Below are 12,984 nucleotides of genomic sequence, written 5' to 3' on the forward strand. Positions count from 1 at the left end.
AGTATCGCGCTGACTTTAGGCGATAACCTCGGTTGTCGCCTGGCCACGCAAATAACGGTACCCCTGGGTACTCATGGGATGGTAAGGAGTTAATTGTGAAAAAGTGGTTATTAGCTGCAGGTCTGGGTTTGGCAATGGTAACTTCCGCACAGGCGGCAGATAAAATTGCAATGGTAAACATGAACAGCCTGTTCCAACAGGTTGCCCAGAAAACAGGCGTTTCTAATACGCTGGAAAACGAGTTCAAAGGCCGCGCGAGCGAGCTGCAGCGTATGGAAGGTGACCTGCAGTCTAAAATGCAGCGTCTGCAGTCCATGAAGCCGGGCGCCGATCGTACCAAGCTGGAAAAAGACGTCATGGCTCAGCGCCAGACTTTCTCTCAGAAGGCACAGTCTTTTGAGCAGGATCGTTCACGTCGTTCTAACGAAGAACGTGGCAAGCTGGTTACCCGTATCCAGACCGCTGTGAAAAGCGTCGCGAACAGCCAGAGCATCGATCTGGTTGTAGATTCTAATGCCGTTGCATACAACAGCAGCGATGTAAAAGACATCACCGCTGACGTGCTGAAACAGGTTAACTAAGTAATGCCTTCAATTCGACTGGCTGATCTTGCGCAGCAGTTGGATGCAGAATTACACGGTGATGGCGATATCGTCATCACCGGCGTTGCATCCATGCAGGCCGCAAAAGCGTGCCATATTACGTTCATGGTAAATCCTAAATACCGTGATCGCCTGGCCGATTGCCAGGCTTCTGCCGTTGTTATGACGCAGGATGATTTACCTTTTGCCCACGGCGCCGCGCTGGTAGTGCGTAATCCCTACCTGACCTACGCCCGCATGGCTCAAATACTTGATACCACGCCGCAGCCGGCGCAGAATGTCGCGCCCAGCGCGGTCATCGATGCCACGGCAAAGCTGGGTAAGAACGTAGCGATCGGTCCTAACGCCGTTATCGAATCCGACGTAGAGCTCGGTGATAACGTGGTTATCGGCGCCGGATGCTTCGTTGGTAAAAAGACAAAAATTGGCGCCGGCTCGCGTTTATGGGCCAACGTCACCGTTTATCACGAGATTGAGATCGGTGAAAATTGCCTGATCCAGTCCGGCACCGTGATCGGTGCAGACGGTTTCGGTTACGCCAACGATCGCGGTAACTGGGTGAAGATCCCGCAGCTGGGCCGCGTCATTATTGGCGATCGCGTGGAGATCGGCGCCTGTACCACCATCGACCGCGGTGCGCTGGATGACACCTCGATCGGTAATGGCGTCATTATCGACAACCAGTGCCAGATTGCGCACAACGTCGTGATTGGCGACAATACCGCCGTTGCTGGCGGCGTTATCATGGCAGGCAGCCTGAAAATCGGCCGCTACTGCATGATTGGCGGTGCCAGCGTGATCAACGGCCATATGGAAATCTGTGACAAAGTGACCGTCACGGGGATGGGGATGGTTATGCGTCCTATCACCGAACCTGGCGTTTACTCTTCGGGTATCCCGCTGCAACCGAATAAGGTTTGGCGTAAAACAGCCGCGCTGGTGATGAATATTGATGATATGAGCAAGCGACTCAAAGCAGTTGAGCGCAAGGTTAATCAACAAGATTAGCGCACCCAGCCAAACGCGAAATCATGCCACGTAGCCGATAAAGCGGCTGCCTGGAAGGTGAAGCGTGAAAATTTTCGGCCTGTTGCATTCATAAGATTGCCGCAGGCCGTGTTATTATTGCCTTTTAGTATATTTAGACAGGAAGAGTATTTTGACTACTGACACTCATACTCTGCACATTGAAGAGATTCTGGAACTTCTGCCTCACCGTTACCCGTTCCTGCTGGTAGACCGCGTGCTGGATTTTGAAGAAGGTCGTTTTCTGCGCGCAGTAAAAAATGTTTCTGTTAACGAGCCGTTTTTCCAGGGGCATTTCCCTGGTAAACCGATTTTACCAGGCGTTCTGATTCTGGAAGCTATGGCCCAGGCCACCGGCATTCTGGCATTCAAAAGCGTGGGTAAGCTCGAGCCGGGCGAACTGTACTATTTTGCCGGGATTGATGAAGCGCGTTTCAAACGTCCGGTAGTGCCAGGCGATCAGATGATTATGGAAGTCACTTTTGAGAAAACTCGCCGCGGCCTGACGCGTTTTAAAGGCGTCGCGACGGTTGACGGGAAAGTGGTTTGCGAAGCAACGATGATGTGTGCGCGTAGCCGGGAGGCCTGATACGTGATTGATAAAACCGCCTTTATTCATCCTTCAGCCATTGTAGAAGAAGGTGCCGTTATCGGTGCTAACGCTCACATTGGTCCGTTTTGTATTGTTGGTGCTAACGTCGTGATTGGCGAAGGTACCGTACTGAAGTCTCATGTTGTCGTTAACGGTCATACCACGATTGGCCGCGATAATGAGATCTATCAGTTCGCTTCCATCGGCGAAGTTAACCAGGATCTGAAATATGCTGGCGAACCGACGCGCGTGGAAATTGGCGATCGCAACCGCATCCGCGAAAGCGTCACCATTCATCGCGGTACAGTACAGGGCGGTGGATTAACGAAGGTGGGCAGCGATAACCTGCTGATGATCAACGCCCACGTGGCGCATGATTGTACGGTTGGCGATCGCTGCATTCTGGCCAATAACGCGACCCTTGCCGGGCACGTCTCGCTGGATGATTACGTTATCATCGGCGGTATGACCGCGGTGCATCAGTTCTGCATCATCGGTGCCCACGTGATGGTTGGCGGCTGCTCCGGCGTTGCGCAGGACGTTCCGCCGTTCGTTATTGCCCAGGGCAACCACGCGACGCCGTTTGGCGTCAACATCGAAGGCCTGAAACGCCGCGGCTTCAGCCGTGAAGCGATCACCGCAATTCGTAACGCGTATAAGCTGCTCTACCGCAGCGGCAAAACGCTGGACGAAGCCAAGCCGGAAATCGCCGAACTGGCGGCTCAGCATCCTGAAGTTCAGCCATTTTACGACTTCTTTGCCCGCTCAACCCGCGGCCTGATTCGTTAATGGCGGTACAGCGTCCCCTGACTATTGCCCTGGTCGCCGGAGAAACCTCCGGCGATATTCTTGGTGCCGGTCTGATCCGCGCGCTCAAGGCGCGCATTCCCGATGCGCGCTTTGTTGGCGTGGCGGGGCCGCTAATGCAGGCCGAGGGCTGTGAAGCCTGGTATGAAATGGAAGAGCTGGCGGTGATGGGCATTGTTGAAGTGCTCGGTCGCTTACGCCGCCTGCTGCACATTCGCGCCGATCTCACCCGCCGCTTCGGCGAGCTGCGTCCCGACGTTTTTGTTGGCATCGACGCGCCGGACTTCAATATCACCCTCGAAGGCAACCTGAAAAAGCAGGGCATCAGGACTATCCATTACGTCAGCCCGTCCGTTTGGGCATGGCGACAAAAACGCGTTTTCAAAATTGGCAGATCGACCGATCTGGTGCTGGCATTTCTGCCTTTCGAAAAAGCGTTTTACGACAAATTTAACGTTCCCTGCCGCTTCATAGGCCACACCATGGCGGATGCGATGCCGCTGGATCCGGATAAAGGCGCCGCGCGCGACCGCCTGGGCATTGCCCGGGACGCGCACTGCCTGGCGCTGCTGCCGGGGAGCCGCGGGGCCGAAGTTGAAATGCTCAGCGCGGACTTTCTCAAAACCGCGCAGATTTTGCGTGAAAGCTATCCCGATCTGCAGGTGCTGGTCCCGCTGGTTAACGCTAAACGGCGTGAGCAGTTTGAACGTATTAAAGCCGAAACGGCGCCGGATCTCCCGGTTCACCTGCTGGATGGTCGGGCGCGTGATGCGATGATCGCCAGCGATGCCGCGCTGCTCGCCTCCGGGACGGCGGCGCTGGAGTGCATGCTGGCCAAATGTCCGATGGTCGTTGGCTACCGCATGAAGCCGTTTACCTTCTGGCTGGCGAAGCGGCTGGTGAAAACCGATTACGTTTCGCTCCCCAACCTGCTGGCCGGGCGCGAGCTGGTTAAAGAGCTGCTGCAGGATGAGTGTCAGCCGCAGCTGCTCGCCGATGCGCTGCGGCCGCTGCTGGCCGACGGTAAAACCAGCCATGAAATGCACGACACCTTCCGCGCGCTGCATCAACAAATTCGCTGCAATGCTGATGAGCTGGCGGCGGACGCGGTACTGGAGTTAGTAAAATGATTGAGTTTGTCTATCCGCATACCCATCTTGTTGCCGGCGTTGATGAAGTTGGACGCGGGCCGCTGGTGGGGGCGGTCGTCACCGCAGCGGTGATCCTCGATCCGGCAAAGCCGATTATTGGCCTGAATGACTCCAAAAAATTAAGCGAAAAGCGTCGTCTGGCGCTGTTCGATGAGATCAAAGAGAAGGCCCTGTCATGGAGCCTTGGCCGCGCGGAGCCGCACGAGATTGACGAGCTGAATATCCTGCACGCAACGATGCTGGCCATGCAGCGCGCCGTCGCCGGCTTACACATTGCGCCGGAGTTCGTGCTGATTGACGGTAACCGCTGTCCGCCGCTGCCGGCCCCGTCGCTGGCGGTTGTTAAAGGCGATAGCCGGGTGGCGGAAATCAGCGCGGCGTCTATTCTGGCTAAAGTCACGCGCGATGCGGAGATGGTGACGCTGGATCGGCAATTTCCTCAATACGGCTTTGCGCAGCATAAAGGCTATCCCACCGCTTTCCATCTGGAAAAGCTGATAGAGCATGGCGCAACAGAGCATCATCGGCGCAGTTTCGGCCCGGTAAAACGCGCGCTGGGCCTCGCGTCCTGAATCAATACGCAATCAAGTAACGCGGAATCTGAAGATGGCTGAACCACGTTTCGTACACCTCAGGGTGCACAGCGACTATTCCATGATCGATGGGCTGGCGAAAACCGGGCCGCTGGTGAAAAAGGCGGCCGCGTTAGGCATGCCGGCGCTGGCGATCACCGATTTTACCAACCTGTGCGGGCTGGTGAAGTTCTACGGAGCGGGACACGGAGCCGGGATCAAACCGATCGTCGGCGCGGATTTTCACGTCCAGTGCGATCTGCTGGGCGATGAGCTGACCGAAATTACCGTCCTGGCGGCCGATAACGCCGGTTACCAAAACCTCACCCTGCTGATTTCCCGCGCCTACCAGCGCGGTTACGGCGCTCTCGGGCCGTGGATCGACAGGGACTGGCTGGCTGAGCATCAGGAAGGGCTGATTCTGCTCTCCGGCGCGCGCAAAGGCGACGTCGGCGTGTGCATGACGCGCGGCAACGCGGCGTTAGTTGAACAGTGCGTCGACTTCTACGAAGAGCACTTCCCCAATCGCTACTATCTGGAGCTGATCCGCACCGGTCGGGCGGACGAAGAGACCTATCTGCACGCCGCCGTCCAGCTGGCGGAGGAGCGCGGGCTGCCGGTGGTGGCGACGAACGACGTGCGCTTCCTCGAGACGGGCGACTTCGACGCGCATGAAATCCGCGTGGCGATCCATGACGGCTTTACCCTCGACGATCCGAAGCGCCCGCGTAACTATTCGCCGCAGCAGTATATGCGCAGCGAAGATGAGATGTGCGAGCTGTTCTCCGATCTCCCCGAGGCGCTGGAAAATAGCGTAGAAATTGCCAAACGCTGCAACGTCACCGTGCGTCTTGGCGAATACTTCCTGCCGCAGTTCCCGACCGGCGAGATGACGACTGAAGATTTCCTGGTATTGAAATCGAAAGAGGGTCTGGAAGAGCGCCTGGAATTCTTGTTCCCCGACGAAGCCGTGCGCAAAGAGAAGCGCCCGGAATATGATGAACGTCTGGATATCGAGCTGCAGGTTATCAACCAGATGGGCTTCCCCGGCTACTTCCTGATCGTGATGGAATTTATCCAGTGGTCGAAGGATAACGGCGTACCCGTTGGTCCTGGACGAGGCTCCGGCGCCGGCTCGCTGGTGGCCTACGCGCTGAAAATTACCGATCTCGATCCGCTGGAGTTCGATCTGCTGTTCGAACGCTTCCTGAACCCGGAGCGCGTATCGATGCCCGACTTTGACGTCGACTTCTGTATGGAGAAGCGCGATCAGGTTATCGAGCACGTCGCGGACATGTACGGCCGCGATGCGGTATCGCAGATTATTACCTTCGGTACGATGGCGGCAAAAGCGGTTATTCGCGACGTCGGCCGCGTGCTGGGCCATCCGTATGGCTTCGTCGATCGCATCTCAAAACTGGTGCCGCCGGATCCGGGGATGACCCTGGCGAAAGCCTTTGAAGCCGAACCGCAGCTGCCGGAAATCTACGAAGCTGACGAAGAGGTTAAGGCGCTGATCGATATGGCGCGCAAGCTGGAAGGCGTCACGCGTAACGCCGGCAAGCACGCGGGCGGGGTCGTTATCGCCCCGACCAAAATCACCGATTTTGCCCCGCTGTACTGCGATGAGGCCGGGCTGCATCCGGTCACCCAGTTTGATAAGAACGACGTGGAATATGCGGGGCTGGTCAAGTTTGACTTCCTCGGCCTGCGTACGCTGACGATCATCAACTGGGCGCTGGAGATGATCAACAAGCGGCGCGCGAAGAACGGCGAAGAGCCGCTGGATATCGCCGCCATTCCGCTGGAAGATAAGAAAAGTTTTGATATGCTGCAGCGCTCGGAAACCACCGCGGTTTTCCAGCTTGAATCGCGCGGCATGAAAGATCTGATCAAACGTCTGCAGCCGGACTGCTTCGAAGATATGATCGCCCTCGTGGCGCTGTTCCGTCCCGGTCCGCTGCAATCAGGGATGGTGGATAACTTTATCGACCGTAAGCACGGCCGGGAGGAGATCTCCTATCCGGACGTGCAGTGGCAGCATGAGTGTCTGAAGCCGGTGCTGGAGCCGACCTACGGCATTATCCTGTACCAGGAACAGGTCATGCAGATCGCGCAGGAGCTTTCCGGCTATACGCTCGGCGGCGCGGATATGCTGCGTCGTGCCATGGGTAAGAAAAAGCCGGAGGAGATGGCCAAGCAGCGCGGCACCTTCGAGGAAGGGGCAAAGAAAAACGGCGTTGATGGCGAGCTGGCGATGAAAATCTTCGACCTGGTGGAGAAATTCGCCGGTTACGGATTTAACAAATCGCACTCCGCGGCCTATGCGCTGGTCTCCTACCAGACGCTGTGGCTGAAGGCGCACTATCCGGCGGAGTTTATGGCCGCGGTAATGACGGCGGATATGGACAACACCGAGAAGGTGGTTGGGCTGGTGGATGAGTGCTGGCGGATGGGGCTGAAAATCCTGCCGCCTGACATTAACTCCGGCCTGTACCATTTCCACGTTAATGACGAGGGTGAAATCGTCTACGGCATTGGGGCCATTAAAGGCGTCGGCGAAGGTCCGATCGAAGCGATTATCGAAGCGCGTAACGAAGGCGGCTATTTCCGCGAGCTCTTCGACCTTTGCGCCCGTACCGATACCAAAAAGCTCAACCGGCGGGGGCTGGAAAAACTGATTATGTCCGGGGCGTTTGACCGCCTCGGGCCGCATCGCGCGGCGCTGATGAATTCGCTTGGCGACGCCCTGAAGGCCGCCGATCAGCACGCAAAAGCCGAGGCCATTGGCCAGGCCGACATGTTCGGCGTGCTGGCGGAAGAGCCGGAACAAATCGAGCAATCCTACGCGAACTGCCAGCCGTGGCCGGAGCAGGTGGTGCTCGATGGCGAAAGGGAGACCCTGGGGCTGTATCTGACCGGTCACCCGATCAACCAGTATTTGAAAGAGATCGAGCGCTACGTAGGCGGCGTCAGGCTCAAAGACATGCATCCGACCGATCGTGGTAAAGTTACCACGGCGGCGGGGCTCGTTATTGCTGCGCGGGTAATGGTCACCAAGCGCGGCAATCGTATCGGCATCTGTACGTTGGATGACCGTTCAGGGCGTCTGGAGGTGATGTTATTCACCGACGCTCTGGATAAATATCAGCAATTGCTGGAAAAAGACCGCATACTTATCGTCAGCGGACAGGTCAGCTTTGATGACTTCAGCGGGGGGCTTAAAATGACCGCCCGTGAAGTGATGGACATTGACGAAGCCCGGGAAAAATATGCTCGCGGGCTTGCTATCTCGCTGACGGACAGGCAAATTGATGACCAGCTTTTAAACCGACTCCGTCAGTCTCTGGAACCCCACCGTTCGGGAACTATTCCAGTGCACCTCTACTATCAGAGGGCGGATGCGCGCGCGCGGCTGCGCTTCGGCGCAACATGGCGCGTCTCTCCGAGCGATCGTTTACTCAACGATCTGCGTGGCCTTATCGGCTCGGAGCAGGTGGAACTGGAGTTTGACTAATACAGGAATACTATGAGTCTGAATTTCCTTGATTTTGAACAGCCGATTGCAGAGCTGGAAGCGAAAATCGATTCCCTGACTGCAGTAAGCCGTCAGGATGAGAAACTCGATATTAACATCGATGAAGAAGTGCATCGTCTGCGCGAAAAAAGCGTAGAGCTGACGCGTAAAATCTTCGCCGATCTCGGCGCATGGCAGGTTGCTCAGCTGGCACGCCATCCACGTCGCCCATACACCCTGGATTATGTCCGCCTGGCGTTCGACGAGTTTGACGAACTGGCCGGCGACCGTGCCTACGCTGATGATAAAGCTATCGTCGGCGGTATTGCGCGTCTGGACGGGCGTCCGGTGATGATTATCGGCCACCAGAAAGGGCGTGAGACGAAAGAAAAAATTCGTCGCAACTTTGGCATGCCGGCACCGGAAGGCTACCGTAAGGCGCTGCGTCTGATGGAGATGGCCGAGCGCTTTAAAATGCCGATCATCACCTTTATCGACACCCCAGGTGCCTACCCGGGCGTGGGCGCGGAAGAGCGCGGCCAGTCGGAAGCGATTGCCCGTAACCTGCGTGAAATGTCGCGCCTGAGCGTACCGGTCATCTGCACCGTTATCGGCGAAGGCGGCTCCGGCGGCGCGCTGGCGATTGGCGTCGGTGACAAAGTGAATATGCTGCAGTACAGCACCTATTCCGTTATTTCGCCGGAAGGCTGCGCGTCCATTCTGTGGAAAAGCGCGGACAAAGCCCCGCTGGCGGCTGAAGCCATGGGGATCGTTGCCCCGCGTCTGAAAGAGCTGAAGCTTATCGACTCCATTATTCCGGAGCCGCTGGGCGGCGCGCATCGCAATCCGGAAGCCATCGCTGCAAGCCTGAAAGCGCAGCTGCTGGCCGATCTGGCGGACCTCGATACCCTGAGCGAAGAAGAGCTGTTAAATCGTCGCTATCAGCGTCTGATGAGCTACGGCTACGCCTGATTATTCCTTGCGTTATGCAGTAAAAAGGGCCGGATTTTCCGGCCCTTTTTTATGTGCGATACGCAGGCGCGGTTGCTATGATGCCTGCCTTAGGTCAATTCCAGGAGGAATGCGTGAATATCATTGCCATCATGGGTCCCCACGGCGTCTATCACAAAGATGAACCGATTAAAGAACTGGAAGCCGCCCTGCAACAGCAAGGCTTTCAGACCATCTGGCCGCAGAATAGCGCCGACCTGCTGCAGTTTATCGAACACAATCCGCGGATCTGCGGCGTCATTTTTGACTGGGATGAGTATAACGTCGAGCTGTGCAGCGATATTAATCAGCTCAACGAATATCTGCCGCTGTATGCGTTTATCAACGCGCATTCGACGATGGACGTCAGCGGCCAGGACCTGCGCATGACGCTGTGGTTCTTCGAGTATGCTCTCGGCCTGGCGCAGGAGATTGCCATCCGTATCGGCCAGTACACCCGCGAGTATCTCGACAACATCACGCCGCCGTTTACCAAAGCACTGTTCAACTACGTCCAGGAGGGTAAATATACCTTCTGCACGCCGGGACATATGGGCGGCAGCGCCTACCAGAAAAGCCCGGTAGGCTGCCTGTTTTATGATTTCTTTGGCGGCAATACGCTCAAGGCCGACGTCTCCATTTCCGTGACGGAGCTGGGATCGCTGCTCGATCACTCCGGGCCGCACCTGGAGGCGGAAGAGTATATCGCCCGCGCCTTCGGTGCGGAGCAGAGCTATATGGTGACTAACGGCACCTCAACGTCGAACAAAATTGTCGGCATGTACTCTGCCCCGGCGGGGAGCACGCTGCTTATCGATCGCAACTGCCACAAGTCGCTGGCGCACCTGCTGATGATGAGCGACGTCGTCCCGCTGTGGCTGAAGCCGACGCGCAACGCGCTGGGGATCCTCGGCGGCATCCCGAAGCGGGAGTTTACCCGCGACAGCATTCAGCACAAGGTGAGCACGACGGGCGGGGCGCAGTGGCCGGTGCATGCGGTGATCACAAACTCCACCTACGACGGCCTGCTGTATAACACCACCTGGATAAAAGAGACGCTCGACGTTCCCTCTATCCACTTTGACTCCGCGTGGGTGCCCTATACCCATTTCCACCCGATTTATCAGGGGAAGAGTGGCATGAGCGGCGATCGCGTGCCGGGCAAGGTTATTTTTGAAACCCAGTCGACGCACAAAATGCTGGCGGCGCTGTCGCAGGCTTCGCTGATCCATATTAAAGGCAGCTATGACGAAGAGACCTTCAATGAAGCCTTTATGATGCATACCTCTACCTCGCCGAGCTATCCCATCGTCGCCTCGATTGAAACCGCCGCGGCAATGCTGCGCGGGAACTCGGGCAGGCGCCTGATCCAGCGCTCGATAGAGCGGGCGCTGGATTTCCGCAAAGAGGTACAGCGCCTGCGCGAAGAGGCGGACGGCTGGTTCTTTGATATCTGGCAGCCGGAAGATATTGCCGAGACCCGGTGCTGGTCGGTTGCTGCCGGCGAGCAGTGGCACGGTTTTCAGGATGCCGATGACGACCATATGTTCCTCGATCCGGTTAAGGTGACGATCCTGACGCCGGGGATGGATGAGCAGGGCAATATGGATGACGAGGGCATCCCGGCCGCGCTGGTGGCGAAGTTCCTCGATGAGCGCGGCGTGGTGGTGGAAAAAACCGGACCCTATAACCTGCTGTTCCTTTTCAGCATCGGCATCGACAAAACCCGGGCGATGGGGCTGCTGCGCGGCCTGACGGAGTTTAAACGCGCCTACGATCTTAATCTGCGGGTGAAGAATATGCTGCCGGATCTCTACGCCGAAGATCCGGATTTCTACCGCAATATGCGCATTCAGGATCTGGCCCAGGGGATCCATCGCCTGATCCGTCAGCACCAGCTTTCGCAGCTGATGCTGAGCGCCTTCGACGTCCTGCCGGAAATGAAGATGACGCCGCACCAGGCCTGGCAGCGGCAAATCAAAGGCGAGGTGGAGACCATCGAGCTGGAAAATCTGGTCGGGCGCATATCCGCTAACATGATCCTGCCGTATCCGCCGGGCGTGCCGCTGCTGATGCCCGGGGAGATGATTACCGAGGAGAGCCGCGCGGTGCTCGATTTCCTGCTGATGCTGTGCTCCATTGGGCGTCATTATCCGGGCTTTGAAACCGACATTCACGGGGCGAAGCGCGACGAGGATGGCGTCTATCGGGTACGGGTCTTAAAAAACGATTAGGTGCTTGCACCGCGGAGGGCGGTGCGGGTAACCTGGCTGATATCAATACGAGGATATTTACCATGCTGGGTCTAAAACGGGTTCACCATATTGCGATTATTGCGAGCAGCTATGCGCAGAGCAAAGCCTTCTACTGCGATATTCTCGGGTTTACGCTGCAGAGCGAGTTCTACCGCGAAGAGCGCGACTCGTGGAAGGGGGATCTGGCGCTGAACGGGGAGTATGTCATTGAGCTCTTCTCCTTTCCTTCGCCCCCGGCCCGCCCGTCGCGCCCTGAGGCCTGCGGCCTGCGTCACCTGGCCTTCAGCGTGGATGATATTGACGCGTCGGTGGCCCACCTCGAGGCCCACGGCGTGAAGTGTGAAGCGATACGTATCGATCCCTTCACCAATAAGCGCTTTACCTTCTTTAACGACCCTGACGGCCTGCCGCTGGAAATTTATCAGCAGTAGTCCTTGCCAGAGATGGCCCCGGCCGGTAACGTGCCGGGCTATCTCCCCTCAGCCAGCACTATCATGAAGATGACCCCAGATATTGCGCAAAACCTTCAGCCGCACCGCCAGTTTTTGGTGGCCTTCAGCGGCGGCCTCGATTCAACGGTTCTGCTCCACCAGCTGGTCTGCTGGCGCGCGCAGGATCCGACGTTAAGGCTGCGAGCTATCCATATTCATCATGGCCTGAGCGCCAACGCCGACGATTGGGTCGCGCACTGCCAGCAGCTGTGCCAGCAGTGGCAGGTCCCGCTGGTGGTCGAGCGCGTGGTGCTGGCGGATACCGGTCTGGGAGTCGAGGCGCACGCCCGGGAGGCGCGCTACCGGGCCTTCCGCACGGCGCTCGAGCCGGGGGAGGTGCTGGTGACGGCCCAGCATCTCGACGATCAGTGTGAAACCTTCCTGCTGGCGCTCAAGCGCGGCAGCGGCCCGACCGGGCTGTCGGCGATGGCCGCGTCTTCCGCCTTTTCTGACACTCTGCTGCTGCGTCCGCTGCTCAATATCCGCCGGGAAGCGCTACGCCAGTGGGCGCTGCGCCATCAGCTCAGCTGGATTGAGGATGAGAGCAACCAGGACGATACCTACGATCGCAACTTTCTGCGTTTGCAGATTATTCCTCGGCTTAGCGCCCGCTGGCCGCACTTCGCCGAGTCGGTAGCCCGCAGCGCCGACCTCTGCGCTGAACAGGAGAGCCTGCTGGACGAGATGCTGGCAGAAGAGCTGGCGTCGCTGATGGCGGATGACGGAACCTTAGCGATTGAACCTCTGGCCGCCGCCAGCGCCGCGCGCCGCGCCGCTCTGCTGCGCCGCTGGCTGGCGTGGCACAACGCGCCGATGCCATCCCGCGAGGTGCCGGAACGGATCTGGCGTGAGGTTGCCCAGGCGCGGGAGGATGCGTTTCCCTGCCTGCGTCTCGGCGACTTTACCGTTCGCCGCTACCGGCAGCGGCTGTGGTGGGTGAAATATCTCCCCGGCCAGACGGAGGCGGTGCTCTCATGGCCC

11 protein-coding genes are annotated in these 12,984 nt (G+C 57.8%); all 11 read left to right on the top strand.

Annotation, left to right across the window (positions count from 1 at the left end; translation table 11 throughout):
- Positions 1 to 95: 95 nt before the first annotated feature.
- Entirely contained in the window at positions 96 to 581 is a 486-nt protein-coding gene (skp, locus tag PFH44_RS08905; RefSeq protein WP_041144136.1) for a molecular chaperone Skp, read from the top strand.
- Positions 582 to 584: 3 nt separating this feature from the next.
- Complete coding sequence (lpxD, locus tag PFH44_RS08910) at positions 585 to 1,610, top strand: UDP-3-O-(3-hydroxymyristoyl)glucosamine N-acyltransferase (RefSeq protein WP_283824830.1); 1,026 nt, start codon at positions 585 to 587, stop codon at positions 1,608 to 1,610.
- A gap of 151 nt (positions 1,611 to 1,761) precedes the next feature.
- Positions 1,762 to 2,217 (top strand): 3-hydroxyacyl-ACP dehydratase FabZ, encoded by a 456-nt coding sequence (fabZ, locus tag PFH44_RS08915; RefSeq protein WP_004098761.1) that lies wholly within the window; start codon positions 1,762 to 1,764, stop codon positions 2,215 to 2,217.
- Positions 2,218 to 2,220: 3 nt separating this feature from the next.
- The gene (gene lpxA, locus PFH44_RS08920; protein WP_045859740.1) at positions 2,221 to 3,009 is read left to right on the top strand and encodes an acyl-ACP--UDP-N-acetylglucosamine O-acyltransferase; all 789 of its coding nucleotides are present in this window, start codon (positions 2,221 to 2,223) and stop codon (positions 3,007 to 3,009) included.
- Positions 3,009 to 4,157, top strand: coding sequence for a lipid-A-disaccharide synthase (lpxB, locus tag PFH44_RS08925; protein WP_283824831.1), 1,149 nt, complete (start codon positions 3,009 to 3,011; stop codon positions 4,155 to 4,157). The genes lpxA and lpxB overlap by 1 nt, the downstream gene beginning before the upstream one ends.
- Positions 4,154 to 4,750, top strand: coding sequence for a ribonuclease HII (gene rnhB / locus PFH44_RS08930; protein ID WP_045859735.1), 597 nt, complete (start codon positions 4,154 to 4,156; stop codon positions 4,748 to 4,750). Before lpxB ends, rnhB begins: the two co-directional genes overlap by 4 nt.
- Before the next feature lie 34 nt (positions 4,751 to 4,784).
- Positions 4,785 to 8,267 carry a DNA polymerase III subunit alpha gene (gene dnaE, locus PFH44_RS08935; RefSeq protein WP_283824832.1) on the top strand — a complete coding sequence of 1,161 codons (3,483 nt, stop codon included), beginning with the start codon at positions 4,785 to 4,787 and terminating at the stop codon, positions 8,265 to 8,267.
- 12 nt (positions 8,268 to 8,279) lie between these two features.
- Positions 8,280 to 9,239 (top strand): acetyl-CoA carboxylase carboxyl transferase subunit alpha, encoded by a 960-nt coding sequence (gene accA, locus PFH44_RS08940; protein WP_045859732.1) that lies wholly within the window; start codon positions 8,280 to 8,282, stop codon positions 9,237 to 9,239.
- 113 nt (positions 9,240 to 9,352) lie between these two features.
- On the top strand, positions 9,353 to 11,491 hold the full coding sequence (locus PFH44_RS08945) for a lysine decarboxylase LdcC (RefSeq protein WP_283824833.1): 2,139 nt from the start codon (positions 9,353 to 9,355) through the stop codon (positions 11,489 to 11,491).
- A 62-nt stretch (positions 11,492 to 11,553) separates the two neighbouring features.
- Entirely contained in the window at positions 11,554 to 11,943 is a 390-nt protein-coding gene (locus PFH44_RS08950) for a VOC family protein (RefSeq protein ID WP_045859729.1), read from the top strand.
- Between the two features lie 69 nt (positions 11,944 to 12,012).
- A partial coding sequence (tilS, locus tag PFH44_RS08955) for a tRNA lysidine(34) synthetase TilS (protein ID WP_463671540.1) occupies positions 12,013 to 12,984 on the top strand: 972 nt, incomplete at its 3' end.

The organism is Klebsiella sp. Ech2A (assembly GCF_030078455.1).
In the GTDB taxonomy this organism is placed as follows: domain Bacteria; phylum Pseudomonadota; class Gammaproteobacteria; order Enterobacterales; family Enterobacteriaceae; genus Klebsiella; species Klebsiella terrigena.